A 26,574-nucleotide genomic window follows, 5' to 3' on the forward strand; every position below is an offset into this window, starting at 1 on the left:
TCCTTAGCGGCTAATTGCAGAGAGGTGATGATGAATTTGGTCGGCAGAAACCCGATACAGGGCCGCCAGTTTGTTCGTTGTTAACTGTTCGGTCGGTAAGCCTTGTGTTACTCGTCCATCTGGCTCTACCTGAATAATGCTGTCGGCAATGGCGTTGGCATGGAGCGGATGGTGAGTCGACATTAACATTGTCATGCCGTTATTTTTTAGCTGCGCCAGCGTGTCCAGAAGTTGGATCTGATGACCGAAATCGAGGCTGGAGGCGGGCTCATCCAGTAACAACAAGCGCGGTTGTTGGACGAGTGCACGGGCGATTAAAGCCAGCTGGCGTTCACCACCGCTAAGGGTATTCCAGCGTCTTGTCGCCAGATGCAAAATACCCAGCTTTTCCAGTTGTTCCGTTGCTTTCAGGCGTTCTTGCTTACCGGGAACGGAAAAAGCGCCCATGGTGGGGGCCAGGCCCATCAACACCATATCCAGCACACTGAAAGCAAAAATACCGTCGTGCGCCTGCGGTACCCAGGCAATTGCTTGCGCGCGCTGGCGATGGCTAAGTGTCTGAACAGGGATGCTATCCAGTAAGATCTCGCCCTTTAATAACGGAATAACGCCAAGAATGGAGCGCATGAGTGTGGTTTTGCCGCAACCATTGGCGCCAAGCAGACAACAAATTGTTCCTTGCGACAGGGCGAAGGAAACGTCACTTAGCACCGGATGGCGGGAGTAACCCAGAGACGCATGACGGACGGCAAGCAAAGTCACTGGCGACCTCCGCGTAACAACAAAAGCAGGAAAAACGGTGCGCCAACAAAAGCGGTAAGAATGCCGAGCGGGATTTCTGTTGTCCCAATGCTGCGCGCCAGCGTATCGGTAAGCAGGAGCAGAATCGCGCCAGTACACATTGCCATGGGCAACTGTTGCTGATGGTTATGACCGGTCAACAAGCGGGCAATGTGCGGAACGACCAGACCAACCCAACCAATAATGCCCGCTATTGCTACCGTGCTGGCGGTGATTAGTGTGGCGCAGACAATCAATCCTAATCGCAGACGCGCAACATTCAGCCCCAGCGAGCGGGCTTCGTCATCAGAAAGCGTGAGTAAATTCATGCGCCAGCGGAGGAATAGCAGAGGAACAGAGCCAGCCAGAATGAGCGGTGCCGCGTAGTAAAGGTCGCGTAAGGTCACCGTAGACAGGCCACCGAGTAGCCAGAAGGTAATCGAGGGCAACTGGGTATAGGGATCGGCCAGCGTTTTAATTAGCGATATCCCTGCTCCGCACAACGTTCCTAACGCAATGCCGACCAGCACCAGCGTGAGCACCGGATCGTGACGAGTCACCCGACATGTAATCAGCCAGACGCCCGCGACCACCAGCAGACCGCCGAAAAATGCATAGAGTTGGATGTAAGCTATCGATAATCCCCACAGGATTGCAGCGCAGGCACCAAGTCCGGCACCGGCGGAGACGCCTAAAATATCCGGTGAAACTAAGGGATTACGAAACATCCCCTGATAGGTGGTTCCGGCGCCTGCCAGCGCAGCGCCCAGTAACAACGCCGCCAGAATGCGCGGCACGCGGATTTGCCAGAAGACAATTTGTTCCTGCACAGGAACATCTTCTTGACGAAGAATTAGCGCCAGCAGTTGCTGTGTATCGAGATGATAAGCCCCATTTACGGCGGCAAAAGTGATACTGATAGCTGCCAGCAGCAGAATACATCCGTTCGCGGTTCTCATTAGCTCGCCACCATTTTTTGATAGTCGGCGTCACTTAATGGGCAATGCCAGAACAGTTGAGCGTAACGTTGCATATCGTTTTTAAACTGGCTGTTGACTGCGGGATCCAGCCAGGCGTGGAGTCTGCGCAATCCCAGAAGACGGTTGATTCCCGGCGGGGCATCCAGCCAGCCGAAAGGCAAGCCACTCAAAAACAGGATGCGATGTTCCGCAACGGCTTTTACGCCCTGCCAGAGAGGATCGTTACGGATAAAGTTTGCAGTCACAGCATCCTGAACCAGAATAATATCCGGCTGCCAGCGCAGTAGATTTTCCATGGAAACCTGTGCCAGGCCATGGCGATCGGCTATTTGCGCGACGTTGTGCAAACCTAATAATTCCGCCGCCTCGGTATGCAACGAACCCTGTAAGCCCGTTTCCAGCCCTCGGGGACCGCGCGCAGCATAAAAGCGGAGGTTAGCGGCGGGTGAGGTGGCGAATGCCTGAGCTTCACCAACGAAGCGGCTGGCGAGATTGGCTTGTTCTGCGGTGCGGTGCTCTTCGCCTAATGTTTTGCCCAGCGTTGTTAACTGTTCTGCCGATTGCTCCAGTTTCCCATTAAGCAATAACCAGGGGATTTGTGTCTGTTCGCTAACCTGCCGTGCCTGGGAGAGCCAGGTTTCATCCGTATTGCCGCAATCAACGACCAAATCGGGCTGCAATGCCATAAGCCCTTCCATTGAAAGCGAACTGGCGCGCCCGGCGAGTCGTCCAAGTTTAGGTAAATGACGTATTGCCGGAGTTAATGGAATTGCCGCCTCGCGAGCAAAGTCAAAAGAAGAAAAACCGACCAGTTTTTCTGGCGCGACAGCCAGCAAAAGCAGATCGGCAGGCGCACCGGCACTGACAATACGCGTAATTTTTTTGGCTTCAGGAAGCGTCAATGAGGCCCAGAATTTAACTGATTGTGCAAAGGACGGCAGATGATGCAGGAACAAGGTAGACGCAAGAGCCTGCGTAAACATCCGTCTGGTTAGTGACATAAGTAATATCCTGACAATTAAAACCGCTATATATTTACATATATATCGATAAAGATCATGTTTGATGTCAAGATTTGTCTAAAGAAACAGAATGATCTGCTTATTTGCTAAACAACGCTTTGTTCAACAAGAAAATTGTCAGGGAGAATGCGTGAGTGGCGGAAAAATATAAATAGAAGAGTAATGATTAATAAATTGATAATGTAAAATTAATATCTTCTCTGATATAAGAAAATTAAGACATAGATCGTATAATAATCGATGTTTGGTTTTTCGTGGAAAAAAAGAGCAATGCCAATTTTATGCGCGCAATGGCATTGCCCGATATACAGCAAAGTTAAGACGTAGGATCCGCCTCTTTTTGTTTAACCGGCTGTGTGGTTGATTTACCGGTCGGACGCGTTGCCGGAACGTTGTCACACGGTTGTTCTTTCGGGCAGATCAAATCGAGCATTTTCAGCGTGACGCCATTGGTCCAGCCAAAGCCATCCTGCAACGGGTATTCGCCACCGCCGCCACCTGTTCCGGTGGTACTGACATCATATTTCTCGACCAGCTTCTTCTCCCGGTCATAAGTGTGCTGAACATTGGTCAGGAAGTGCCAGCTAATGTCCATCGCCACCTCGTTCTGCCCGTAGTTTTGCAACCCTTCTGTCGCGACCCATTGCAGCGGAGCCCAGCCATTTGGCGCATCCCATTGCTGTCCACTTTTAACCGATGTGGTGTTCAGCCCGCCAGGTTGCAACAGATGTGTTTTAGTGGCAGCAGCCATTTTGGTCGCGCGATCTTTTGCCGCTGCATTGACATAAAGCGGGAACAGGGCGGCGGCAGTTAACTGATTGCGTACTTTATCGCTCTTCAGATCGTAGTCGGCATACCAGCCATGTTGATCGTTCCACAGGTATTTTTCGATCCCTTTCTGACGGGCATCGGCGAGCGTTTCATATTGGCTGGCCATCGCGTTATCCCCGGCGACTTTACTGGCGCGGGAGAGAATTTTCTCCATCTTATACATCAGACTATTGAGATCGACCGGTACGATGCTGGTGGTGCGTAACGTATTTAACTGCCGCGGGTTGTCCATCCAGCGTGAACTGAAATCCCAGCCAGACGCGGCGGCAGAACGCAGATCGCGGTAAATTTCAGTGGCAGGGCGGTTCGGATTACTTTTGGCGGTGGCAATATCTTCTACCCACGACTCCGGGCGTGGCGTATCGTGGTCATCCCAATAGCGGTTAAGAATAGTGCCATCCTTGAGTTTAACAACGCGTTTTTCCTGTTGCCCGGCCTGCAGGTTTTCAATACCGTCCATCCAGTACGCGTACTCTTTTTGCAGTTGCGGCAGATATTGTTTCAACGCGTCGTCACCTTCATGTTGCGCGAGTAACTCTACCATCAAGGCAAAAAAGGGCGGCTGCGATCGGCTCAAATAATAGCTGCGGTTACCGTTTGGAATATGCCCATAAGTATCTATTTCATGACCAAAGTTGGCCACCATGTCCGCCACTTTATCCCAGTGACCGCTTTCGGCAAGCCCCAGCATGGTGAAGTAACTGTCCCAGTAATACACTTCGCGAAAACGACCTCCCGGCACGACATAGGGTTTCGGCAACGGCAACAGAGAATCCCATTGTTCGGTACTTTCGGTAGAACGGGTTAACACCGGCCAAAGTCCGTCAATGTGTTCGCGCAGTGACTGCCCCTTTGGAGGCACATATTTTTCTCCCTCTTTCGGCAGGGTGAAATTGACGTTAACGAAATGGCGCAGATCGAACCCGCTCTGATTCTGCTGCATCCGGTAGTCTGCGAGGATCATTAATGGATCGCTGTTAGGAATGGCATCGGCAAAAGTTTTTTGATCAGGAAAAAGTTTGGCGTTTTGCACATCGTTAAACAGAGGGCCTAACAAAATATCAGGCGATTGTGGCGTCACCGGTGTTTCTTCTGCCTGTGCAGATAGCGCGGTGGCACACAATAATACGGCAGCAGGTATTAACGCCACTTTCTGCGAGCGACGAGGGACAAGTGGTTTCATCAATCATTCTCCTTTGGCGATACCGAACAAAACGGTATTCAAGTATCAGAAAACCTTAGTTCAGGATCGCCGTAAGAGCATGATTGAAATCTTTTTCTGCGAACTGACAGACAAATCTAATTTAACTCTGATGCCTGAAGCATTGTGCTTTTACATCCAGCGTTAGCGTCTCTTCAGGTTGAATCGAATACAGCTTCTCTCCCTGCTGACAAATCCAGCCAATACCCAGTTCACGGGCAATTAGAGCGCTGTGGGATACCGGACTTCCGGCACTAAGGCAGATGCCCTTAACGATTGTCGGATCCAGTTGAAGTACCGTGGAGGGATAAATGTTCTCCGCCAGTAAAATGGTCGGCGCGCTAAACTGAGGGAGTTCTTCTTTTGTCTGTGTCAGGTGGAGCAGGGTGCGATGCAGAAGATCGTCCACATCAATATAGCGAGCCTGCAAATATTCATCATCAATCTGCTGGTATTGCTGGCTAAGTTCTTTAAGAACCTGCTGCCAGGCATACTCCGCCGTGCAATGTTCATGCTGAAGGAGTTCGCTTGCCGCTACCCGCAGTTCAGGATCGTCTAATAGTGTATGGTGGCCGGAAAAAATTGCTGCGATATCGTCGAGCCCGCTTGCTTCTGCCTTTGCCGTTAACGTCATCAGATCTAACAACGTGAAGTCAATTGCCTGGCGTAACCGTTCCTGTTCTTCTTCCACGCTCAGTGATGATTTTGCCTGTACTGTGCATAAAACCGGTTGATAATAAAAGGCTTTGCCTGTGACAGGCGGAACTGGACGCAGAGTTGGCGGTGCTATCTCTTCCATTTCACCAAAGTTATCTTCAGCCAACTGGCGAAAAGCGGCTAACGCCTCTTCAGCCTCTGGCCCTTTTGCAATCAGGCGCAGCGTATCGTTACAGCGGACTTGTAACAGCGCAATCTGGTTAATACTCTCCGGTGTTACGCACTTACCGTTTTTCTCCAACAACATGTCTGCATTAAATGTCGATAAGGTATAGACCAGTCGGGAGGCTGGACGGACGTGGAGTCCGTTACGGTTTTTAATCACCACTGCCAGAGAACGGGCTTCTTCATCGTGCGAGGGGCATATGTCGGAGATTTCAGTAGCGGATGATGGTAAACCCAGTTGTTCTCGTTTGGCTTCCAGCGCATGCATGGCGTCATGGATGACTTTGTCGATATCCGCTCCCGAGGCTGCGCTGACGGCGGCTGCTAACGTTCCTTCGACCAACGGTGCAGCGCACAAACGTACTCTCGCGGCGATCTCTGGCGCCAGCAATTCCAGTGCGGTTTCTGCACTCAATAACGCACTACCCATATCCATCATGACCAACACATGGTCGGCATCGGCAACGGATTCGATGGCTTCCATCACTTTGACGGCATCTGTACCGATGGGATTCTGCGGATCGTCAATTCCTGCGGCAATGGCGATTTTACAACTATCGCCCATTAACATCTGGCGAGCTAATTCACCGACACCTTCTCCCAGTCGGGCGCTATGTGAAACTATGACCAGGTTTACCATCACCAATTCCTTACTCTTTTGCGGCTAACGCCAACATTTGCATCATAAACATCACGGAGGTTGCACCAGGATCCTGGTGACCAATACTGCGTTCACCGAGATAACTGGCGCGGCCTTTGCGGGCTTGCATCGTAATCGTGCTTTGTGCGGCGGATTCCGCGACGCGACTGGCGGCTTCGAGCGCCGCCGGAACAGAAAGGTTTTGCTCACTGGACTGGCGTAACGACTCAACCACCGGCCCCCAGACATCGCACATGGTTTTATCGCCTGGTTCTGCTTTCCCCCGACTGATTACGCCGTCTGCGCCATCACGGAACATCTGATAAAGCTCTATCAACGTCAGGCTTTGACGTGCCTGAGTGGCCTGTGCCGCACGGATAAAGAACGTACCGAACAGTGGGCCGCTGGCACCGCCGACGCTGGAAAGCAACGTCATGCCGGTATTCTTGAGAATGAAACCGATGTCTTTATCCGCGATGGCAGGGAGTTTTTCCACCACTTTGCTAAAGCCACGATTCATATTTAGCCCGTGGTCAGCGTCGCCGATTTCACGATCCAGCCCGGTAAGATAATCGCTCTCTTTGCTGAAAATTTCTCCACAGCGAGTGAGCCAGGTAACAATTTGAGTTCTGCTCAGTGACATGGTTATCTCCTTATTTACCCCAGTTAAGCGCCGGGGTGTGGACCGGGGCGTCCCATAACGCCAGCGTTTCGTCATCAACTTTCAGTAAGGTGATGGAAAAACCGGTCATGTCCAGTGAGGTGCAGTACGCGCCGATTAAATTGCGCTCGATAGTCAAGCCAGCTTGCTGGCAACGCGTGGTCAGGCGGTTATAGACGCCATACAGTTCAGAAAGCGGTGTCGCGCCAAGATTGTTGACCAGCGCAATCACTCGATCGCCAGACTGAAGCGGTTGTTTAGTTTGCGTCTCTTCCTGCCAGCTACCTTGTCGATAATCCCAGAAGCGCAGCGTGCGGTGGTATGTGCCATTTTCCAGCAGCGTGTCGAACATTTCATCGACAGTTTGATCAAGAGAGGAGAAGGGGCGGCGGTCAATACCCTGCTCACCATGAATGCCGACACCAAATTCCATTTCATTATCTGCCAGCGTAAAAGAAGGTTTGCCTGCAGCAGGAACGGTACAGGCACCGAGGGCGATACCAATAGAGTGGCCCTGATTGTTCAACTTACGCCCCAGTTGTGCACAAGCCTCCAGCGAGTCGCCGCGTTCTGCCGCTGCGCCAACAATTTTTTCAATTAATACTGTATTGGCAACGCCGCGCCGCCCGGCGGTATAAAGACTGTCTTTTACTGCAACGTCGTCATCAATGACCACGGTGGTCACTTTTACGCCACTATCGTGCAGTAATTCGGTCGCTGTCTCGAAGTTAAGAATATCGCCGGTATAATTTTTGATAATCAGCAGTACACCTTCGCCACCATCGATTTGCATGGCACATTCAAAAATTTTATCGGGCGTCGGTGAGGTGAAAATTTCGCCCGGACACGCCCCCGAGAGCATACCCTGGCCAATATAACCACAGTGCATGGGTTCGTGTCCGCTGCCGCCGCCCGACAATAACGCCACTTTTCCTGCAATTGGCGCATCGACTCGGGTGACATACACCGGATCCTGATGCAGTGCCAGCGAAGGATACGCTTTCGCCAGTCCCGCCAGTTGTTCGTTCAGTACGTCTTGCACATCATTGATCAATTTTTTCATTATTTTGCTCCAGCAATTAGGGTAGGGCATGGATGATGTTCAACGACACGGCGACCACTGACTGCCGGTAAATCCATTGTGCATCAGGGAGGGGAAAAGAAAATTAACCCAAATTATGTTTCACAATGAAACATATGCTTTAATAAATGTTCCATAACGGAACAATGCCGAATCTGGATAAGTAAATTTGCGATGCGGAACACCTTTTTGTCATAAGGGCAGCAAATATGAATGACGGTTTTAACAACCAGCAACAGAGCGTATCTCCCTTGATAGCAGCATCCTGGGAGCGATGCCGCAAGCTGATGAAACGGGAGTCATGGAGCGTACCGCATCAGGCTCGGGGCGTGACATTTGCTTCTATCTATCGGCGTAAGGAAGCGATGCTGGCTCTCGGGCAAGCGGCACTGGAAGATGCCTGGGAATATATGGAATCGCGGGCGTGCGGACTGTTCATCCTTGATGAAACCGCCTGCATCCTTAGTCGTTATGGCGATCCGCAAACGTTGCACCAGCTTAGTGTCCTGGGATTCAATGACGGCACGTATTGCGCAGAGGGAATTATTGGTACTTGTGCGCTATCGTTAGCGGCTATCTCCGGTCAGGCAGTGAAAACGATGGCCGATCAACATTTCAAGCAGGCGCTATGGGATTGGGCATTTTGCGCAACGCCACTGTTTGACAGCAAGGGCCGATTAACGGGAACGATAGCGCTGGCATGTCCGGTTGAGCAAACCACCGCAGCCGATTTGCCGTTGACGCTGGCAATTGCGCGCGAGGTAGGAAATTTACTGCTGACAGACAGTTTACTGGCTGAAACAAACCGGCATTTAAATCAGCTTAACGCCTTGCTGGAAAGTATGGACGATGGCGTGATTAGCTGGGATGAGCAGGGTAATTTGCAATTTATCAATGCCCAGGCGGCGCGTGTTTTGTGTCTGGACGCGACGGCAAGTCAGGGAAGGGCGATCACTGAGCTATTAACGCTACCAACCGTATTGCAACAGGCAATAAAGCAAGCTCATCCCCTCAAACATGTGGAAGCGACTTTTGAAAGTCAGCACCAGTTTATTGATGCGGTCATTACCCTTAAACCGATAATTGAAACGCAAGGGACCAGCTTTATTCTGTTGCTCCATCCGGTAGAACAGATGCGGCAGTTGATGACCAGTCAATTAGGAAAAGTCAGCCATACCTTCGCTCATATGCCACAGGACGATCCGCAAACCCGCCGGTTGATCCATTTTGGCCGCCAGGCGGCGCGCAGCAGTTTCCCGGTGTTACTCTGTGGAGAAGAAGGCGTTGGCAAAGCACTGTTAAGCCAGGCCATTCACAATGAAAGCGAGCGTGCGGCGGGTCCCTATATCGCGGTTAATTGCGAGTTATATGGCGATGCGGCGCTGGCGGAAGAATTTATTGGTGGCGATCGAACGGAGAATGAAAATGGTCGTCTGAGTCGGTTGGAACTGGCACATGGCGGCACGTTGTTCCTTGAAAAGATTGAATATCTGGCGGCAGAGTTACAGTCTGCGTTGCTCCAGGTCATCAAACAAGGCGTCATCACAAGACTGGATGCGCGGCGTTTAATACCCATTGATGTCAAAGTGATTGCCACTACAACAGCGGATCTGGCGATGCTGGTGGAGCAGAATCGCTTTAGTCGCCAGCTTTATTACGCGCTTCATGCATTTGAAATTACCATCCCTCCTTTGCGGATGCGGCGCGACAGTATTCCGGCGCTGGTGAATAACAAATTACGCAGCCTTGAAAAACGCTTCTCTACGCGTCTGAAAATTGATGACGATGCGCTTACTCGCCTGGTTTCTTGCGCATGGCCCGGCAATGATTTTGAACTTTACAGCGTCATCGAGAATCTTGCGCTGAGTAGCGAAAACGGACGCATTCGTGTCAGTGATTTGCCGGAACACCTGTTTACTGAACAGGCGACAGATGATGCCAGCGCTACACGCCTTTCTACCAGTCTGTCATTCGCGGAAGTTGAAAAAGAAGCGATTATTAACGCGGCCCAGGTTACTGGCGGACGTATTCAGGAAATGTCGGTTTTACTCGGGATTGGTCGCACTACGCTGTGGCGAAAAATGAAGCAATACGGCATTGATGCGAGTCAGTTTAAGCGCCGTGGATAGCGGGAAAGTAGGCACTCTCCCGCGTATGACTTGCTAATTAATAGCGACCATGACTGCCATGATTTGGCCCACCATTTGAAGGTGGCATTGGCTTACCGGAAGCCGCAGGGCCACGCGGGCCATCGTTGTGGCGGTGATGATGGTGAGGAACACAAGCACTTAACAGGCTCGCAAAGACAATTGCTAACAGACTGAAGGTAAATGTTTTTTTCATGACAAACTCTTGAACGGTTAATGCACTGTGATTGTTATCACATAAAAGCCGCATTGTTAATATTGCCAGGAGTCTGATTATGGGTTTCGGTAACTCAGAATTGAAAGAAGCAGCGTAGCAGGCGTAAAAAAGCCATTATGTGCGACTCACATAATGGCTCGTTATTAACCGCCAGGATATTACGCGGAATTAGACGTTGAACAGGAAGTTCATCACATCGCCATCTTTAACGATGTAGTCTTTACCTTCTGCACGCATTTTGCCCGCTTCTTTCGCACCTTGTTCACCTTTGTAAGTGATGAAATCTTCAAACGAGATGGTTTGTGCGCGGATAAAGCCTTTTTCAAAATCAGTGTGGATTTTACCAGCTGCCTGCGGCGCGGTTGCACCAACCGGAATGGTCCATGCGCGTACTTCTTTCACCCCAGCGGTGAAGTAAGTTTGCAGGTTCAGCAGTTTATAACCGGCACGGATCACACGGTTCAGGCCCGGTTCTTCCAGCCCCAGTTCCTGCATAAACTCGTCACGTTCTTCGTCGTCCAGTTCGGCAATGTCAGCTTCAACAGCAGCACAAACCGGAACCACAACAGAACCTTCTTTCGCCGCGATTTCACGCACCTGGTCAAGATACGGGTTGTTTTCAAAACCGTCTTCGTTGACGTTGGCGATGTACATCGTTGGTTTCAGCGTCAGGAAGCTCAGGTAACGAATCGCCGCTTTCTCTTCAGCACTTAAATCCAGCGCGCGCAGCATGCCTGCGTTTTCCAGCTGTGGCAGGCATTTTTCCAGTACCGCCAGCTCGGCTTTCGCGTCTTTATCGCCACCTTTGGCTTTCTTCTGTACGCGGTGAATCGCACGTTCGCAGGTGTCGAGGTCCGCCAGTGCCAGTTCGGTGTTGATAACTTCAATATCGTCCGCCGGGTTAACTTTGCCGGAAACGTGAATGATATTGTCATTCTCAAAGCAGCGAACAACGTGGCCGATCGCTTCGGTTTCACGAATGTTAGTCAGGAACTGGTTACCCAGACCTTCACCTTTCGACGCGCCTTTTACCAGACCGGCGATATCGACAAATTCCATGGTCGTGGGAAGCGTACGCTGCGGTTTTACGATTTCAGCCAGTTGATCCAGGCGAGGGTCAGGCATTGGTACGACGCCCGTGTTCGGCTCGATGGTACAGAATGGAAAGTTGGCCGCTTCAATACCGGCTTTGGTCAGCGCGTTGAACAGGGTAGATTTCCCGACGTTGGGCAAACCGACGATACCGCATTTGAATCCCATGATTTAAATCACCTTAATATCTTAATAATCAATCTGTTATCACAAACAGATTGCAGAAATGGAAATAACTTTGCCTATTATACACGGCACTCGGCAAAAATGCCGCAGACAACGACTTATTGCGCTTTAAAGGCGTGCAATCGGTTCGTTGCTTTGGTCAAACCATCTGTAAACCACATTTCAGTACAACGCGCCGCTTCGTCGATGGCTTCATCAATTAACTTCTGTTCACTAACAGGTGGTTTGCCTAACACAAACCCGACAACTTTGTTTTTATCGCCCGGATGACCGATTCCGATGCGTAAACGGTGAAAGTTAGGGTTATTACCCAATTTACTGATGATGTCTTTCAGTCCATTGTGACCACCGTGGCCACCGCCCAATTTAAATTTGGCGACGCCCGGAGGCAGATCCAGTTCGTCGTGAGCAACCAGAATTTCGTCCGGATTAATGCGGAAAAAACTGGCCATCGCTGCGACGGCTTTGCCGCTGAGATTCATAAATGTAGTCGGGACTAACAGGCGGACATCTTCGCCTCCGAGGGTAACTCGCGAGGTATAACCAAAGAATTTAGCCTCTTCGCGCAGGGGAGCGCGTAAACGCTCCGCCAGTAAGTCAACGAACCAGGCGCCAGCATTATGTCGCGTTGCGGCGTATTCAGCGCCGGGGTTCGCCAGGCCGACAATCAATTTAATCGTCACGTTTTTTTGTCCTGAGTGAGTACATAACTGGCGCGTAGTTTACTGGTTGCGGCCCCGCTTGACAAAAAACAGCGTGTTAAACGCAGATAACATAATAATTGCCAGTATCGACTATTAGAAAGTCAAGGTGTTCAGACGGTTATTTGTAAAGTTTTGTTGAAATAAGGGTTGTAATTGTGATCACGCCCGCACATAAGCCACAGGGTGTTGTCTATACTTTACACATAAGGAAGAGGGGTATTCCCTGTTACAACCCAGAAAGTTCCGGAGGTGACACATGAAACGCAAAAACGCTTCGTTACTCGGTAACGTGCTTATGGGGTTGGGTCTGGTGGTGATGGTGGTCGGCGTGGGGTATTCAATCCTCAACCAATTACCACAGTTTGATATGCCCCAGTATTTCGCACACGGTGCAGTGCTGAGTATTTTCGTCGGTGCCATTCTCTGGCTGGCGGGAGCCCGTGTTGGCGGGCATGAACAGGTGTGCGACCGTTACTGGTGGGTTCGCCACTATGACAAACGTTGCCGCCGTAGCGATAATCGCCGTCATAGCTAACAACTAAAGTAGTTTGCTGACCAGTCAGTTTGCGCTGACTGGTCAATTTAATGCCTTTCTTACAGATCAGCCATCGCTGCGCTGCGATTCGGGAAGAACGCCAGACGTCCCGGAATCGGTTGAATACCGGATCGGGCCATTGTACGCAGAGGCTGGAATTCCACGTTACACACGCGCAGTTCACACCCTTCAGGCAGGCGCTTCACAAAACGCTGGAACGCATCAAGACCACCGGCATCAAGCACCGGAACGGCATCCCACTTCAGAATAACAACCCGTTTTCCTTCCAGACGTGATTCCAGGTCGGTGAACAGACCTTCAGCCGCCGCGAAAAACAGCGGGCCAATAACACGCAAGACCAGCACATCGTCAGGAACGTCTACTGCCACCGGCGCCAGACGAGTCATACGGGCGATACGGCGCATAAACAGCAACGATGCCAGAACAATCCCCACGCTGATGGCAATAACCATATCAAACAGCACGGTCAGTGACATACACAGCAGCATGACGATGATGTCATCTTTCGGCGCATGACGCAGCAAGTCGACCACTTTGTGCGCTTCACTCATGTTCCACGCCACCATCAACAGCAGGGCCGCCATGGCGGAAAGCGGCAGCCAGGAGAGCAGTGGTGCCAGTACCAGCAGTGCGAGAATAACCAGAATAGAGTGGATCACCGCCGAGATAGGGGAAGTTGCCCCAGCACGGACGTTAGCGGCAGAACGTGCGATGGCAGCAGTAGCGGTAATACCACCAAAGAATGGAGCGATGATATTCCCCAGCCCCTGACCGACCAGTTCACTATTCGCCTTGTGCTTAGTCCCGGTCATACCATCCAGTACGACGGCGCAGAGCAGAGATTCGATTGCCCCGAGCATTGCCATTGAGAATGCCGCAGGCAGCAGAGTGCGAATAGAATCCCAGGTTAGTGTGAATTCTGAATTAGGCAGATCCCACGGCAGCACCAGTTGCGGCAGCAGTTGCGGAATACCGTTACCCTGAGAACCATCGGCCAGAACGTAGTGGAATTGCGACCCGATGGTAGCAACATGTCCGCCAAGCAGGTTAACAATCCCCATCACCGCGCAACCAGCCAGCAAGGCCGGAAGGTGACCAGGTAAACGAATACCCAAACGTGGCCAGAAAATCAGAATGCCAAGCGTCACGATACCAATCGCAGCATCACCGACATTAATGGTCGGCAGCGCCATAAATAATGCGCCGACTTTTTGTAGATAATGTTCCGGGACATGAGCCATTTGCAGACCGAGAAAATCTTTAATCTGCATGGTACCGATGGTAATCCCGATACCCGAGGTAAAACCTAAGGTGACGGAAACCGGAATATATTCAATCAGACGACCAAAGCGCGCCAGACCCATCAGGATCAAAAAGATCCCCGACAACAACGTCGCAACCAGCAGGCCTGCCAGTCCAAACTGTTGCGAAACGGGATAGAGAATTACTACAAATGCTGCAGTCGGACCGGAAACGCTAAAGCGCGACCCACCCGTCAGAGCTATGACAATCCCCGCAACGGCAGCGGTATATAAACCGTATTGAGGAGCCACACCACTGCCAATTGCCAACGCCATCGCCAGAGGAATAGCAATAATCCCAACGGTTATCCCGGCAATCAGGTCACGGGTAAACCGTGCGGCAGTGTATTTTTCTTTCCAGCAAGCGTCGATCAGAGCGCGGAAAGGCATCACATGTGAGGAAAATATTTTGTTCACAATAATGTTTCATCCGTGAGCGCATCATCTGTCAACTAAATGGCAGGTGAAGGAGGCATAGGTCATACAAATGGATATTACAGACAAAAAAACCCGCCGCAGCGGGTCTTTGAGCCGGGTTCGATTAATGTTCGAACATGGCAGAGATCGATTCTTCGTTGCTGATACGACGAATCGCTTCGGCCAGCATACCTGACAGGGTCAGAGTACGCACGTTCGGCAGTGATTTGATTTCATCGCTTAGCGGAATGGTATCGCAGACAACGACTTCATCAATTACAGAGTTACGCAGGTTGTTCGCCGCGTTGCCAGAGAAGATCGGGTGAGTCGCGTACGCAAATACACGCTTAGCACCACGTTCTTTCAGAGCTTCAGCAGCTTTACACAGCGTACCGCCAGTGTCGATCATATCATCGACCAGTACGCAGTCACGACCTGCAACGTCACCGATGATATGCATCACCTGGGAAACGTTCGCACGCGGACGACGTTTGTCGATGATTGCCATATCGGTATCGTTCAGCAGCTTAGCGATAGCGCGGGCACGCACAACGCCGCCGATGTCCGGGGAAACCACAATCGGGTTATCCAGATTCAGCTGCAGCATGTCTTCCAGCAGGATCGGGCTACCAAATACGTTATCAACCGGAACGTCGAAGAAACCCTGAATCTGTTCAGCATGCAGATCCACTGTCAGCACACGGTCAACACCGACGCTGGAGAGGAAGTCTGCAACCACTTTCGCAGTGATTGGTACACGAGCGGAACGGACGCGACGGTCCTGGCGCGCATAGCCAAAGTAGGGGATAACAGCGGTGATACGACCTGCGGAAGCACGACGCAGGGCATCAACCATCACGACTAATTCCATCAGGTTGTCGTTAGTAGGGGCACAAGTGGACTGGATGATGAAAATATCACCACCGCGTACATTTTCGTTAATTTGTACGCTGACTTCGCCGTCGCTAAAGCGACCTACAGCGGCGTCGCCGAGTGAAGTGTACAGGCGGTTGGCAATACGTTGTGCTAGTTCCGGGGTGGCGTTACCAGCAAAAAGCTTCATATCAGGCACGAGAAGAACCTCAGGCATGCGTCCATTGGTGGAAAGAAACTGCCGAAAACTGTGCGGGCCAGGCAATATTCTTTCCAGGCGGTGTATTAAAGAGCGCGATGCAACGTCTGGAACAAGGTGACGTTGTCACCGAAACTCAGCTTGCCCGGCTTAAAGCATGGCTCTGTGCAATGGGGAAAGATTGACACCTTTCGCCACAAAGCCATTGAGCCATTCCGGGGCTTGCTCTAGCACCTGGCGGGCTTCAGACTCTGTATCAAATTCAGCAAAGACACAGGCCCCTGTCCCAGTCAGGCGCGACGGGGCGTATTCTAACAGCCAGGAAAGCACCGCATCAACCTCGCGAAAACGTTTTCTTGCGATAACCTCGCAATCATTGCTGAATTCACATTTTAGCAACGTTTCTATTGACCTTTTCGCCGTGTTGCGCGGGAGTTCGGGATCTTTAAAAATCATTGGTGTAGGAATATTCACACCAGGGTGCGCAACCAGATACCATTTCTCTGGTGGATTCACCGGCGTTAATATTTCGCCGACCCCTTCGGCAAAAGCAGCATGACCACGGACAAAAACCGGAACATCTGCGCCCAGCGTCAGACCGATTTCTGCCAACTCATCAACGCTCAGTCCGCATTGCCACAGATGATTTAAAGCTACCAGAACTGTTGCGGCATTGGATGAACCACCGCCCAGACCACCACCCATAGGCAAACGCTTGTCAATACTGATATCTGCACCACTTCCTTTCGGAAGACGCCCACTGGCGGCGGCTGCTTTCATCAACAACCGTGCCGCGCGAACAATCAGGTTATCTTCGTGTTCCACACCTTCAACTGGCGTTAACAGGCGGATTTCCCCATCGTTGCGAAGTTCAATGCTGATAGTGTCGCCGTAATCCAGAAACTGAAACAGCGTTTGCAGCGTGTGGTAGCCGTCCGCACGCTGACCGGTAATGTATAAAAACAGATTAAGCTTTGCCGGAGAAGGCCACTGAGTCCGCATTATTTCACTATCCAGTTATCCATTTTTAACTTGATGCGCTGACCGCCTTCGGTGAGTTCCATATTGGCAGGCATCGCAGGTTGCGTTTTAGTGTCATAACCGCCGTATACCACTTTCCATTTTTTACCGTTCTGACTATAGGTAATTTCGCTCAGGCGGTACTGGTCGTCCAGTTTGTAGTCGGTTGCATCACCTGGCAAACCTAAAATCCACTGGCGCAAACTGTTGAGCGGAATCGGCATTCCGGTCAATTTGCCAATCATCTCTTCGGCGTCATCGGCGGTGTAACGCTGGCCTTTATTGTCCACTAACTGCACATTACCCGGCTGGGCATTCAACTCCAGCTCAGTGCTGCCCAATGGGTTAGTCAGCAGCAGACGGTAGCGATCCTGGCCAGTTTGCTGCCAGAAGAAACGGGCATACACTTTTTGTTGGTCAGAAATATAGGCAAACGCACCGCGTGTCTGGTACTGATTCAGGTTGCGCACGTCTTGCTGATGCTGACGCCACTGTGGCGAATCCGGGCTTTTGCCCGGACCTTTCGGCGTCGTAACGGAACAGGCCGTGAGCACGAGAGCAGCCAGCGGTAGCAGGCGGATAAAGCGAAAATCGGGCAGGGGCATAATAATGACAAGTCCTTGAGATACGTTGCAGTTATAACCCTTAATGCTAGCGTTACCGTCAGCCATCGTCTATGTTCAAGTTGTCTTAATTGCCAGAATCTAACGGGTTTAGGCAATTACTCCAAAAGGGGGCGCTCTCTTTTATTGATCCCGCGCATCCTGTATGATGCGAGCAGACTAACCATATCAACGTTGGTATTATTTCCCGCAGACATGACCCTTTTAGCACTCGGTATCAACCATAAAACGGCACCTGTATCGCTGCGAGAACGTGTATCGTTTTCGCCGGATAAGCTCGATCAGGCGCTGGACAGCCTGCTTGCGCAGCCGATGGTGCAGGGCGGCGTGGTGCTGTCGACGTGTAACCGCACAGAACTTTATCTTAGCGTTGAAGAGCAGGATAACCTGCAAGAGGCGCTCATTCGCTGGTTGTGCGATTACCATAATCTCAACGAAGAAGATCTGCGTAATAGCCTCTATTGGCATCAGGATAACGACGCAGTCAGCCATTTAATGCGTGTTGCCAGTGGCCTGGACTCATTGGTATTGGGCGAGCCGCAAATCCTCGGCCAGGTAAAAAAAGCCTTTGCCGATTCGCAAAAAGGCCATATGAAGGCCAGCGAACTGGAGCGTATGTTCCAGAAATCTTTCTCCGTGGCGAAACGCGTTCGCACTGAAACGGATATTGGCGCCAGTGCGGTATCTGTTGCATTTGCGGCTTGTACGCTGGCGCGGCAGATCTTTGAATCGCTCTCTACGGTGACCGTATTGCTGGTTGGCGCGGGCGAAACCATCGAGCTGGTGGCACGTCATCTGCGCGAACACAAAGTACAGAAGATGATTATCGCCAACCGTACTCGCGAACGTGCCCAAATTCTGGCAGATGAAGTCGGCGCGGAAGTGATTGCCCTGAGCGATATCGACGAGCGTCTGTGTGAAGCCGATATCATCATCAGTTCCACCGCTAGCCCGTTGCCGATTATCGGTAAAGGCATGGTGGAGCGCGCATTAAAAAGTCGTCGCAACCAACCGATGCTGCTGGTCGATATTGCCGTTCCACGCGATGTTGAGCCAGAAGTTGGCAAACTGGCGAATGCCTACCTTTACAGCGTTGATGATCTGCAAAGCATTATTTCGCACAACCTGGCGCAACGTAAAGCCGCCGCAGTTGAGGCGGAAACTATCGTTGCTCAGGAAACCAGCGAATTTATGGCGTGGCTACGCGCACAAAGCGCCAGCGAAACCATTCGCGATTATCGCAGCCAGGCTGAACAAGTTCGCGATGAGTTAACCGCCAAAGCGTTAGCGGCCCTGGAACAGGGCGGCGACGCGCAAGCCATAATGCAGGATCTGGCATGGAAACTGACTAACCGCCTGATCCATGCGCCAACGAAATCACTTCAACAGGCCGCCCGTGACGGGGATAACGAACGCCTGAATATTCTGCGCGACAGCCTCGGGCTGGAGTAGCAGTACATCATTTTCTTTTTTACAGGGTGCATTTACGCCTATGAAGCCTTCTATCGTTGCCAAACTGGAAGCCCTGCATGAACGCCATGAAGAAGTTCAGGCACTGCTGGGTGATGCGCAAACCATCGCCGACCAGGAACGTTTTCGCGCATTATCACGTGAATATGCGCAATTAAGTGATGTTTCGCGCTGTTTTACCGACTGGCAACAGGTTCAGGAAGATATCGAAACCGCGCAGATGATGCTCGACGATCCGGAAATGCGTGAAATGGCGCAGGACGAGCTGCGTGAAGCCAAAGAAAAAAGCGAGCAACTGGAACAACAGTTACAGGTTCTTTTGCTGCCAAAAGATCCCGATGACGAACGTAACGCCTTCCTTGAAGTGCGTGCCGGTACTGGTGGTGATGAAGCGGCGCTGTTCGCTGGCGATCTGTTCCGTATGTACAGCCGCTACGCCGAAGCCCGCCGCTGGCGTGTAGAAATCATGAGCGCCAGCGAGGGTGAACATGGCGGTTATAAAGAGATCATCGCCAAAATTAGCGGTGATGGTGTGTATGGACGTTTGAAATTCGAATCTGGCGGCCATCGCGTGCAGCGTGTTCCTGCGACGGAATCGCAAGGGCGTATTCATACTTCTGCTTGTACCGTAGCGGTAATGCCGGAGCTGCCGGAAGCGGAACTACCGGATATCAACCCGGCAGATTTGCGCATCGATACTTTCCGTTCCTCAGGCGCAGGTGGTCAGCACGTCAACACCACCGATTCGGCAATTCGTATTACCCACTTGCCGACCGGTATTGTTGTTGAATGTCAGGACGAACGTTCGCAGCATAAAAACAAAGCGAAGGCACTTTCAGTGCTCGGTGCTCGTATCCATGCGGCGGAAATGGCAAAACGCCAGCAGGCAGAGGCTTCCACCCGTCGCAACTTGCTGGGTAGCGGCGATCGCAGCGATCGTAACCGTACCTACAACTTCCCGCAGGGGCGTGTTACCGATCACCGCATCAACCTGACGCTCTACCGTCTGGATGAAGTAATGGAAGGTAAACTGGATATGCTGATAGAACCGATCGTCCAGGAACATCAGGCCGACCAACTGGCGGCGTTGTCCGAGCAGGAATAATGGAATATCAACACTGGTTACGTGAAGCAATAAGCCAACTTCAGGCGAGCGAAAGCCCGCGGCGCGATGCTGAAATCCTGCTGGAGCATGTTACCGGCAAGGGGCGCACTTATATTCTCGCCTTTGGTGAAACGCAGTTGACTGAAGAGCAATGTGAGCAACTCGACGCGCTTTTAGCCCGTCGCCGTGCCGGTGAACCTATTGCTCATTTAACCGGTGTGCGTGAGTTCTGGTCGTTGCCGTTATTTGTTTCGCCAGCGACCTTAATTCCGCGCCCGGATACGGAATGTCTGGTGGAACTGGCGTTGGCGCGGTTGCCTGAACAACCTTGTCGCATTCTCGATCTTGGAACTGGCACCGGGGCGATTGCGCTGGCATTGGCCAGCGAACGCCCGGATTGCGAAATTACCGCTGTAGATCGTATGCCCGATGCTGTCGCCCTCGCACAACGTAATGCCCAGCATCTGGCGATCAAAAATATCCACATCCTGCAAAGCGACTGGTTTAGCGCGCTAGCCGGGCAGCAGTTTACGATGATTGTCAGCAATCCGCCGTATATCGACGAGCAGGATCCACATCTTCAACAAGGCGATGTTCGCTTTGAGCCACTCACTGCGCTGGTTGCGGCAGACAGCGGAATGGCAGACATCGTGCATATCATCGAACAGTCGCGTAACGCGCTGGCATCCGGCGGTTTTCTGCTTCTGGAACATGGCTGGCAGCAGGGCGAAGCTGTGCGACAGGCATTTATCCACGCGGGATATCATGAAGTCGAAACCTGTCGGGACTATGGTGATAACGAGCGTGTAACGCTCGGTCGCTATTATCGATGTTAAGTTTTACTACGCTGCTTAGCGTTCATCTCATTAGCATTGCGCTTTCTGTTGGGCTCTTAACCCTACGATTCTGGCTACGTTACCAGGAGCATCCACTGGCATTCGCTCGTTGGACGCGCATTGTGCCGCCGGTTGTCGACACGGTGTTATTGCTTAGCGGCATCGCGCTGATGGCTAAAGCGCACATCCTGCCATTTTCCGGGCAGGCTGAATGGCTGACTGAAAAGCTGTTTGGAGTTATCATTTATATCGTTTTGGGTTTTATTGCACTCGATTATCGTCGGATGCACAGTCAGCAGGCGCGCATTATTGCCTTCCCGCTGGCGCTGGTGGTGCTGTACATCATCATTAAACTCGCCACCACAAAAGTACCGTTACTGGGGTAAGTCATGAGATCGTTAGCTGATTTCGAATTTAATAAAGCACCATTGTGCGAAGGCATGATCCTGGCTTGCGAAGCAATCCGCCGCGATTTTCCCTCGCAAGATGTCTACGACGAACTGGAGCGTCTCGTTAGTCTGGCGAAGGAAGAAATTAGCCAGCTTCTGCCATTAGAAGAGCAGCTGGAAAAATTAATCGCGCTGTTTTACGGCGAATGGGGGTTTAAAGCCTCACGTGGTGTTTATCGTCTTTCCGATGCATTATGGCTTGATCAAGTGCTAAAAAATCGGCAGGGCAGTGCGGTATCGTTAGGCGCCGTTTTATTGTGGGTTGCTAATCGTCTCGATTTGCCGCTATTGCCGGTGATATTCCCGACGCAGCTTATATTGCGCATAGAATGCCCGGACGGAGAAATCTGGCTGATTAACCCTTTTAACGGTGAATCATTAAGCGAACATATGCTGGATGTGTGGTTAAAGGGAAATATCAGCCCGTCTGCGGAACTGTTTTATGAAGACCTGGATGAAGCCGATAACATTGAGGTTATCCGTAAACTGTTGGATACGCTGAAAGCGTCGCTGATGGAAGAAAATCAGATGGAACTGGCATTACGCACCAGCGAGGCCTTATTACAATTTAACCCGGAAGATCCTTATGAAATTCGCGATCGTGGGTTGATTTACGCGCAACTGGATTGCGAACACGTTGCGTTGAATGATTTAAATTATTTCGTTGAACAGTGTCCGGAAGACCCGATCAGCGAAATGATACGTGCGCAAATTAACAACATTGCGCATAAACATATTGTGCTGCATTAATTAATCGACACTTTACTTAAGATTAAGGCGATCCTATGAAACAAAAAGTGGTTAGCATTGGCGACATCAACGTAGCAAATGACCTGCCGTTCGTGCTGTTTGGTGGTATGAACGTGCTGGAATCTCGCGATCTGGCGATGCGCATTTGCGAACACTACGTAACCGTAACCCAGAAACTGGGTATCCCTTACGTGTTCAAAGCCTCTTTTGACAAAGCCAACCGTTCCTCCATCCACTCTTATCGTGGACCAGGACTGGAAGAAGGGATGAAAATCTTCCAGGAACTGAAACAGACATTTGGCGTAAAAATTATCACTGACGTTCACGAGCCAAGCCAGGCACAGCCTGTTGCTGATGTGGTAGATGTTATTCAGTTGCCAGCGTTTCTTGCTCGCCAGACTGACCTGGTGGAAGCAATGGCGAAGACTGGCGCGGTAATTAACGTCAAGAAACCACAGTTCGTGAGCCCAGGCCAAATGGGTAATATCGTTGATAAATTCAAAGAAGGCGGCAACGATAAAGTGATTCTTTGTGACCGTGGCGCTAACTTTGGTTACGACAACCTGGTCGTTGATATGCTGGGCTTCAGCATAATGAAGAAAGTCTCTGGCAACTCCCCGGTAATTTTCGACGTTACCCACGCACTGCAATGCCGCGATCCGTTTGGTGCAGCTTCTGGTGGTCGCCGCGCCCAGGTTGCCGAACTGGCACGTGCCGGTATGGCTGTAGGTTTGGCTGGTCTGTTTATTGAAGCGCATCCGGATCCGGAACATGCGAAATGTGACGGTCCATCCGCGCTGCCGCTGGCTAAACTGGAGCCGTTCCTCAAGCAGATGAAAGCGATTGATGATCTGGTTAAAGGTTTCGAAGAGCTGGATACCAGCAAGTAATCTTTTCTGCTTTGAAAACAAAAGCCTTATCGTTATACGATAGGGCTTTTTTGATGGTCAAAGAAGACAAAAAAGGCCGCAGGCTGTTACCCCTGCGACCGGTTTCGGGCGCACATTGCCATCACGGCAGCCTGACGCCCGTTTTCACCTTACTTCCGGTTACGCCACCAGCCAACAATCGCTGCGGTAATAATTCCCGCCAGGATCGGTGCTGCCAGGTCGTGCCAGAAAATCACGGCAAACTGCGCGAGCGTCATATAGCCGCCTTGTTGTAATGACAACATTTTGCGGCTATTCTTGAAGTGTCTGGTTTCAAGATTAGCCCCCGTTCTGTTGTCAGGTTTGACCTCTCAACGTGCGGGGGTTTTCTCTTTCCAGCAACCAATGCCGCCAGGGATAAAGCCCCCGCAACATTGCGCCTCACCGGATAACTCCGGCTTGGTGTCGATACTACGTCTCAATTCATCTTCACTTCATCCCTGAAATGTGCGCAATGCTGTTCGCGTTCCGGCTTTTCATCAGCTGTTGCAGTCGTTTCATGAGTGCACTGGATGAGCTTCCAGATCTGGTTGCCAGTGTCTACTTGTGGAAGAGATAAATACAAAAAAGGCCGCAGGCTGTTAACCCTGCGGCCGGTTTCGGGCGCATATTGCTTTTACGGCAGCCTGACGCCCGTTTTCACCTTACTTTCGGCTACGCCACCAGCTGACAATTGCTGCGGTAATAATTCCCGCAAGGATCGGTGCTGCCAGGTCGTGCCAGAAAATCACGGCAAACTGCGCGAGCGTCATATAGCCGCCTTTTTGTTGTAATGACAACATTTCGCGGCTATTCTTGAATTGTTCTGGTTCAAGATTAGCCCCCGTTCTGTTGTCAGGTTTGACCTCTCAACGTGCGGGGGTTTTCTCTTTCCAGCAACCAATGCCGCCAGGGATAAAGCCCCCACAACATTGCGCCTCACCGGATAACTCCGGCTTGGTGTGGATACTACGGCTCAATTTATATTCACTTCATCCCTGAAATGTGCGCAATGCTGTACGCGTTCCGGCTTTTCATCAGCTGTTGCAGTGGTTGCGTGCAGGTTGTGGTACAGGCTCGCAAATCTGATTAACGATCTGTTCAGGTAGTATGAAGAAATACTATAAGCAGATAATTTTTATTATCTCCTCCGATTTCCGCCATCGGAGGAGATATAAATGTCAGGCAAATATTGTCATTAAATAAGCTGCAAACAGTGCCAGATGCGCCGCGCCGTTGAGCACGTTGGTACGGCCAGTTGAAAATGAAATATGGCACAGTACCAAAGAGGCTACCATTACCACCATCTCTGGTGCGCCCAGAGCAAACTGCAATTCATTACCCGTCATAAAGGCGATAAGCGTTACAACAGGTACGGTAAGCGAAATAGTCGCTAATACCGAGCCAAAGAACAGATTCATCGCGCGCTGGACCTGGTTGCTTAAAACTGCTTTTAACGCGCCCAAACCTTCCGGCGACAGAATCAATAGCGCTACCAGGAAACCGGTAAAGGCCACCGGCGCATTCATGCTGGTGAGCAATGTTTCTAGCGGGCTGGCGTTCATTTTGGTGACCGCAATAACGGCAATTAGATGGATAATTAACCAGATGGCATGCCACAGGCTGCTATGAGCAGACGGTTTGCCATGATGCGGGTCGTCATCATCGCTGTCATCTTCATGTTCATAAACAAACAGGCTTTGATGCGTTTTGGTCTGAATCAGCAAAAATACGCCGTACATCGCTGCGGAAATTAATGCCACAAGTAACGCCTGACCGGTCGAAAAATTCGCCGCAGGTAGCGCCATCGGAAATACCAGCACGATTATGGCTAATGGGAACAGAGCAATTAAATACTGTTTAATACCAAACAGATTCATATATTGGGTAGCAAATTTACGGCCGCCCAGCAGTAATGAAAAACCAACCAGTCCGCCGGTAACAATCATAATGATTGAATAGAGCGTATCTCGCATTAACGTCGGCGCTGCATCGCCGGTCGCCATTAAGGCTGAAATCAAACTGACTTCAAGAATAACGACGGAAAGGCTAAGAATAAGCGAACCGTAAGGTTCACCCAGACGATGGGCTAGTACGTCCGCATGACGGACAACACTAAAAGCACTGCTTAAAATACCAATAAGAGCAAGAAGATTGATGCCAATAACCACTGGTAGTGTTTGGCTGCTTCCCCACAGGGACAGCACTACCAGCGCCAGAACCGGGAAAATAAGCGAAGTCTCCTTGTGGCGGGTTTTTACCGCCTCGTGAGCATTTGTCATTATGGTTATCCTTTGCAGATGAATTTGTCGGAAATGTAATAAATAGGCAGGAAAAATAACAGAAAGTGTCAGGATATCGGTAACATTTTACGAAATTTTACCCCGTAGTCGTTTTTTTACTCTTCGGTGCATAAAAATAAGCTACGTGTTTAGACAATGTTTGTATTCGCGTCTCTTAAGAAGAGTCTGACCTGAGAATTCTTATGTTTTGGCAAGAGGGGATATTGTTGATCACACTTAATGTTCAATTTTAAAAAAGGAGTCAACAATGCCGTATAAAACGAAAAGCGACCTGCCGGAAAGCGTAAAACACGTTTTACCCACTCATGCCCAGGATATCTATAAAGAAGCATTCAACAGCGCCTGGGAGCAATATAAAGATAAAGAAGACCGGCGTGATGATGCCAGTCGCGAAGAGACCGCACATAAAGTAGCCTGGGCTGCGGTGAAACATGAATATGCCAAAGGCGATGATGATAAATGGCATAAAACATCGTAAAACTCAGCGGCAAGTTAAAGCTATTCGTGCGGTGTTGCCTTGCAAGTGGTCTGTGGATTGCATATTGTCCCAATAGTGGTTTCAAAATGAGCAGTAAAAATGTCCGGAAGACACCAAAAAGTTGTCGCAGGGAAGTATGCAGTGGCGGAGGTGTAAGGTGATAACGCGTGATTTCTTGATGAATGCCGATTGTAAAACGGCATTTGGTGCCATTGAAGAATCACTCTTATGGTCGGCAGAACAACGGGCGGCCTCACTGGCGGCGACGCTGGCTTGTCGACCTGATGAGGGACCGGTGTGGATCTTCGGCTATGGATCATTAATGTGGAATCCGGCGCTGGAGTTTACCGAGTCGTGCACCGGTACGCTGGTTGGGTGGCATCGCGCTTTCTGTTTGCGGCTTACTGCCGGGCGGGGAACTGCGCACCAGCCGGGGAGGATGCTTGCACTGAAAGAGGGCGGGCGTACCACGGGCGTTGCGTATCGTCTGCCGGAAGAGTCCCTGGAGCAGGAGCTGACCTTACTGTGGAAGCGTGAGATGATTACTGGCTGCTATCTGCCGTCCTGGTGTCAGCTTCATCTTGACGATGGCCGCACCGTCAATGCGCTGGTGTTCATTATGGACCCGCGTCATCCTGAGTATGAATCCGATACCCGCGCTCAGGTGATTGCCCCGTTGATTGCTGCGGCGAGTGGGCCATTGGGAACCAACGCACAGTACTTGTTTTCCCTGGAACAAGCGCTTAACAAACTGGGGATGCAGGATGACGGGCTGAGTGATTTACTGGTGTCGGTGAAAAAACTTCTGGCGGAAAATTTCCCGGATGGTGTGTTACGGCCCGGGTTTGCCCGATAAAACATT

Annotated in this window: 27 protein-coding genes; 10 read left to right on the forward strand and 17 right to left on the reverse strand. The window is 51.0% G+C overall.

The genetic code is table 11. The features are described 5' to 3' along the window. Positions 1-3: 3 nt before the first annotated feature. The 7 genes from FEK50_RS17925 to dhaK form a co-directional block, all read right to left on the reverse strand. Positions 4-762 (reverse strand): ABC transporter ATP-binding protein, encoded by a 759-nt coding sequence (locus FEK50_RS17925; protein ID WP_130215977.1) that lies wholly within the window; start codon positions 760-762, stop codon positions 4-6. Next, positions 759-1,739 (reverse strand): iron ABC transporter permease, encoded by a 981-nt coding sequence (locus FEK50_RS17930; protein WP_131162224.1) that lies wholly within the window; start codon positions 1,737-1,739, stop codon positions 759-761. Before FEK50_RS17930 ends, FEK50_RS17925 begins: the two co-directional genes overlap by 4 nt. Further along, a complete protein-coding gene (locus FEK50_RS17935; protein WP_130259699.1) occupies positions 1,739-2,761 on the reverse strand; it encodes an iron ABC transporter substrate-binding protein in 1,023 nt (340 codons plus the stop codon). The genes FEK50_RS17930 and FEK50_RS17935 overlap by 1 nt, the downstream gene beginning before the upstream one ends. 337 nt (positions 2,762-3,098) lie before the next feature. Continuing rightward, positions 3,099-4,796, reverse strand: a complete 1,698-nt coding sequence (locus FEK50_RS17940; protein WP_131162223.1) for an alpha,alpha-trehalase — start codon at positions 4,794-4,796, stop codon at positions 3,099-3,101. A 121-nt stretch (positions 4,797-4,917) separates the two neighbouring features. Beyond that, entirely contained in the window at positions 4,918-6,336 is a 1,419-nt protein-coding gene (gene dhaM / locus FEK50_RS17945; protein WP_131162222.1) for a dihydroxyacetone kinase phosphoryl donor subunit DhaM, read from the reverse strand. A gap of 10 nt (positions 6,337-6,346) precedes the next feature. Beyond that, positions 6,347-6,979 carry a dihydroxyacetone kinase subunit DhaL gene (dhaL, locus tag FEK50_RS17950; protein WP_130259701.1) on the reverse strand — a complete coding sequence of 211 codons (633 nt, stop codon included), beginning with the start codon at positions 6,977-6,979 and terminating at the stop codon, positions 6,347-6,349. 10 nt (positions 6,980-6,989) lie between these two features. Then, positions 6,990-8,060, reverse strand: a complete 1,071-nt coding sequence (dhaK, locus tag FEK50_RS17955) for a dihydroxyacetone kinase subunit DhaK (RefSeq protein ID WP_131162221.1) — start codon at positions 8,058-8,060, stop codon at positions 6,990-6,992. Positions 8,061-8,287: 227 nt separating this feature from the next. Here dhaK and dhaR point away from each other — a divergent pair, with 227 nt between their 5' ends. After that, complete coding sequence (gene dhaR, locus FEK50_RS17960; RefSeq protein ID WP_130205661.1) at positions 8,288-10,207, forward strand: dihydroxyacetone kinase operon transcriptional regulator DhaR; 1,920 nt, start codon at positions 8,288-8,290, stop codon at positions 10,205-10,207. Between the two features lie 37 nt (positions 10,208-10,244). Here the strand turns inward: dhaR and FEK50_RS17965 are convergent, their stop codons facing one another. The 3 genes from FEK50_RS17965 to pth form a co-directional block, all read right to left on the reverse strand. Further along, positions 10,245-10,421, reverse strand: a complete 177-nt coding sequence (locus tag FEK50_RS17965) for a hypothetical protein (protein WP_165383448.1) — start codon at positions 10,419-10,421, stop codon at positions 10,245-10,247. Positions 10,422-10,610: 189 nt separating this feature from the next. Continuing rightward, on the reverse strand, positions 10,611-11,702 hold the full coding sequence (ychF, locus tag FEK50_RS17970) for a redox-regulated ATPase YchF (protein ID WP_000505866.1): 1,092 nt from the start codon (positions 11,700-11,702) through the stop codon (positions 10,611-10,613). A gap of 116 nt (positions 11,703-11,818) precedes the next feature. Beyond that, positions 11,819-12,403: an aminoacyl-tRNA hydrolase gene (pth, locus tag FEK50_RS17975; protein WP_000152933.1), complete on the reverse strand. Its 585-nt coding sequence runs from the start codon at positions 12,401-12,403 to the stop codon at positions 11,819-11,821. Positions 12,404-12,680: 277 nt separating this feature from the next. Between pth and ychH the strand changes: the two genes are divergently transcribed. Further along, a complete protein-coding gene (ychH, locus tag FEK50_RS17980) occupies positions 12,681-12,959 on the forward strand; it encodes a stress-induced protein YchH (protein ID WP_064528711.1) in 279 nt (92 codons plus the stop codon). Positions 12,960-13,018: 59 nt separating this feature from the next. Here the strand turns inward: ychH and dauA are convergent, their stop codons facing one another. From dauA to lolB, 4 genes are all read right to left on the reverse strand, one after another. Next, on the reverse strand, positions 13,019-14,698 hold the full coding sequence (dauA, locus tag FEK50_RS17985; protein ID WP_131162220.1) for a C4-dicarboxylic acid transporter DauA: 1,680 nt from the start codon (positions 14,696-14,698) through the stop codon (positions 13,019-13,021). Between the two features lie 124 nt (positions 14,699-14,822). Beyond that, on the reverse strand, positions 14,823-15,770 hold the full coding sequence (gene prs / locus FEK50_RS17990) for a ribose-phosphate diphosphokinase (protein WP_001298109.1): 948 nt from the start codon (positions 15,768-15,770) through the stop codon (positions 14,823-14,825). 150 nt (positions 15,771-15,920) lie between these two features. Beyond that, the gene (ispE, locus tag FEK50_RS17995; protein ID WP_131162219.1) at positions 15,921-16,772 is read right to left on the reverse strand and encodes a 4-(cytidine 5'-diphospho)-2-C-methyl-D-erythritol kinase; all 852 of its coding nucleotides are present in this window, start codon (positions 16,770-16,772) and stop codon (positions 15,921-15,923) included. Beyond that, positions 16,772-17,395 carry a lipoprotein insertase outer membrane protein LolB gene (lolB, locus tag FEK50_RS18000; protein WP_130205669.1) on the reverse strand — a complete coding sequence of 208 codons (624 nt, stop codon included), beginning with the start codon at positions 17,393-17,395 and terminating at the stop codon, positions 16,772-16,774. The genes ispE and lolB overlap by 1 nt, the downstream gene beginning before the upstream one ends. A gap of 213 nt (positions 17,396-17,608) precedes the next feature. Between lolB and hemA the strand changes: the two genes are divergently transcribed. From hemA to kdsA, 6 genes are read left to right on the forward strand one after another with little or no spacing between them, the layout of a single operon-like run. Next, a complete protein-coding gene (gene hemA / locus FEK50_RS18005; RefSeq protein ID WP_130205671.1) occupies positions 17,609-18,865 on the forward strand; it encodes a glutamyl-tRNA reductase in 1,257 nt (418 codons plus the stop codon). 40 nt (positions 18,866-18,905) lie between these two features. After that, entirely contained in the window at positions 18,906-19,988 is a 1,083-nt protein-coding gene (gene prfA / locus FEK50_RS18010) for a peptide chain release factor 1 (RefSeq protein WP_130205673.1), read from the forward strand. Next, entirely contained in the window at positions 19,988-20,824 is an 837-nt protein-coding gene (gene prmC / locus FEK50_RS18015) for a peptide chain release factor N(5)-glutamine methyltransferase (RefSeq protein ID WP_131162218.1), read from the forward strand. The genes prfA and prmC overlap by 1 nt, the downstream gene beginning before the upstream one ends. Next, positions 20,818-21,210, forward strand: coding sequence for an invasion regulator SirB2 (gene sirB2 / locus FEK50_RS18020; protein ID WP_130259705.1), 393 nt, complete (start codon positions 20,818-20,820; stop codon positions 21,208-21,210). The genes prmC and sirB2 overlap by 7 nt, the downstream gene beginning before the upstream one ends. A gap of 3 nt (positions 21,211-21,213) precedes the next feature. After that, positions 21,214-22,023: an invasion regulator SirB1 gene (gene sirB1, locus FEK50_RS18025; RefSeq protein WP_001764444.1), complete on the forward strand. Its 810-nt coding sequence runs from the start codon at positions 21,214-21,216 to the stop codon at positions 22,021-22,023. Positions 22,024-22,058: 35 nt separating this feature from the next. Further along, entirely contained in the window at positions 22,059-22,913 is an 855-nt protein-coding gene (gene kdsA, locus FEK50_RS18030) for a 3-deoxy-8-phosphooctulonate synthase (RefSeq protein ID WP_000811058.1), read from the forward strand. 149 nt (positions 22,914-23,062) lie between these two features. On the opposite strand, the gene FEK50_RS18035 is transcribed toward kdsA, so the two are convergent. From FEK50_RS18035 to chaA, 3 genes are all read right to left on the reverse strand, one after another. After that, a complete protein-coding gene (locus FEK50_RS18035) occupies positions 23,063-23,170 on the reverse strand; it encodes a type I toxin-antitoxin system toxin Ldr family protein (protein ID WP_001441942.1) in 108 nt (35 codons plus the stop codon). A gap of 426 nt (positions 23,171-23,596) precedes the next feature. Beyond that, positions 23,597-23,704, reverse strand: a complete 108-nt coding sequence (locus tag FEK50_RS18045; protein WP_064528728.1) for a type I toxin-antitoxin system toxin Ldr family protein — start codon at positions 23,702-23,704, stop codon at positions 23,597-23,599. Between the two features lie 408 nt (positions 23,705-24,112). After that, on the reverse strand, positions 24,113-25,213 hold the full coding sequence (gene chaA / locus FEK50_RS18055; protein ID WP_064528732.1) for a sodium-potassium/proton antiporter ChaA: 1,101 nt from the start codon (positions 25,211-25,213) through the stop codon (positions 24,113-24,115). A gap of 268 nt (positions 25,214-25,481) precedes the next feature. On the opposite strand from chaA, the gene chaB reads away from it, so the two are divergent. Continuing rightward, positions 25,482-25,712: a putative cation transport regulator ChaB gene (gene chaB, locus FEK50_RS18060; protein ID WP_131162217.1), complete on the forward strand. Its 231-nt coding sequence runs from the start codon at positions 25,482-25,484 to the stop codon at positions 25,710-25,712. A 157-nt stretch (positions 25,713-25,869) separates the two neighbouring features. Next, positions 25,870-26,568: a glutathione-specific gamma-glutamylcyclotransferase gene (gene chaC / locus FEK50_RS18065; RefSeq protein WP_130205681.1), complete on the forward strand. Its 699-nt coding sequence runs from the start codon at positions 25,870-25,872 to the stop codon at positions 26,566-26,568. Positions 26,569-26,574: the final 6 nt, after the last annotated feature.

The sequence above is a fragment of the Escherichia sp. E2586 genome (assembly GCF_005781105.1).
Classification (GTDB): domain Bacteria; phylum Pseudomonadota; class Gammaproteobacteria; order Enterobacterales; family Enterobacteriaceae; genus Escherichia.

Bases quoted from the DNA above. Each gene is read 5' to 3' on its own strand.
- FEK50_RS17930 (WP_131162224.1), bottom strand. From the start codon at position 1,739: ATGAGAACCGCGAACGGATGTATTCTGCTGCTGGCAGCTATCAGTATC.
- FEK50_RS17935 (WP_130259699.1), bottom strand. From the start codon at position 2,761: ATGTCACTAACCAGACGGATGTTTACGCAGGCTCTTGCGTCTACCTTG.
- FEK50_RS17940 (WP_131162223.1), bottom strand. From the start codon at position 4,796: ATGAAACCACTTGTCCCTCGTCGCTCGCAGAAAGTGGCGTTAATACCT.
- dhaM (WP_131162222.1), bottom strand. From the start codon at position 6,336: ATGGTAAACCTGGTCATAGTTTCACATAGCGCCCGACTGGGAGAAGGT.
- dhaL (WP_130259701.1), bottom strand. From the start codon at position 6,979: ATGTCACTGAGCAGAACTCAAATTGTTACCTGGCTCACTCGCTGTGGA.
- dhaK (WP_131162221.1), bottom strand. From the start codon at position 8,060: ATGAAAAAATTGATCAATGATGTGCAAGACGTACTGAACGAACAACTG.
- dhaR (WP_130205661.1), top strand. From the start codon at position 8,288: ATGAATGACGGTTTTAACAACCAGCAACAGAGCGTATCTCCCTTGATA.
- FEK50_RS17965 (WP_165383448.1), bottom strand. From the start codon at position 10,421: ATGAAAAAAACATTTACCTTCAGTCTGTTAGCAATTGTCTTTGCGAGC.
- ychF (WP_000505866.1), bottom strand. From the start codon at position 11,702: ATGGGATTCAAATGCGGTATCGTCGGTTTGCCCAACGTCGGGAAATCT.
- ychH (WP_064528711.1), top strand. From the start codon at position 12,681: ATGAAACGCAAAAACGCTTCGTTACTCGGTAACGTGCTTATGGGGTTG.
- ispE (WP_131162219.1), bottom strand. From the start codon at position 16,772: ATGCGGACTCAGTGGCCTTCTCCGGCAAAGCTTAATCTGTTTTTATAC.
- lolB (WP_130205669.1), bottom strand. From the start codon at position 17,395: ATGCCCCTGCCCGATTTTCGCTTTATCCGCCTGCTACCGCTGGCTGCT.
- hemA (WP_130205671.1), top strand. From the start codon at position 17,609: ATGACCCTTTTAGCACTCGGTATCAACCATAAAACGGCACCTGTATCG.
- prfA (WP_130205673.1), top strand. From the start codon at position 18,906: ATGAAGCCTTCTATCGTTGCCAAACTGGAAGCCCTGCATGAACGCCAT.
- prmC (WP_131162218.1), top strand. From the start codon at position 19,988: ATGGAATATCAACACTGGTTACGTGAAGCAATAAGCCAACTTCAGGCG.
- sirB2 (WP_130259705.1), top strand. From the start codon at position 20,818: ATGTTAAGTTTTACTACGCTGCTTAGCGTTCATCTCATTAGCATTGCG.
- sirB1 (WP_001764444.1), top strand. From the start codon at position 21,214: ATGAGATCGTTAGCTGATTTCGAATTTAATAAAGCACCATTGTGCGAA.
- kdsA (WP_000811058.1), top strand. From the start codon at position 22,059: ATGAAACAAAAAGTGGTTAGCATTGGCGACATCAACGTAGCAAATGAC.
- FEK50_RS18035 (WP_001441942.1), bottom strand. From the start codon at position 23,170: ATGACGCTCGCGCAGTTTGCCGTGATTTTCTGGCACGACCTGGCAGCA.
- FEK50_RS18045 (WP_064528728.1), bottom strand. From the start codon at position 23,704: ATGACGCTCGCGCAGTTTGCCGTGATTTTCTGGCACGACCTGGCAGCA.
- chaA (WP_064528732.1), bottom strand. From the start codon at position 25,213: ATGACAAATGCTCACGAGGCGGTAAAAACCCGCCACAAGGAGACTTCG.
- chaB (WP_131162217.1), top strand. From the start codon at position 25,482: ATGCCGTATAAAACGAAAAGCGACCTGCCGGAAAGCGTAAAACACGTT.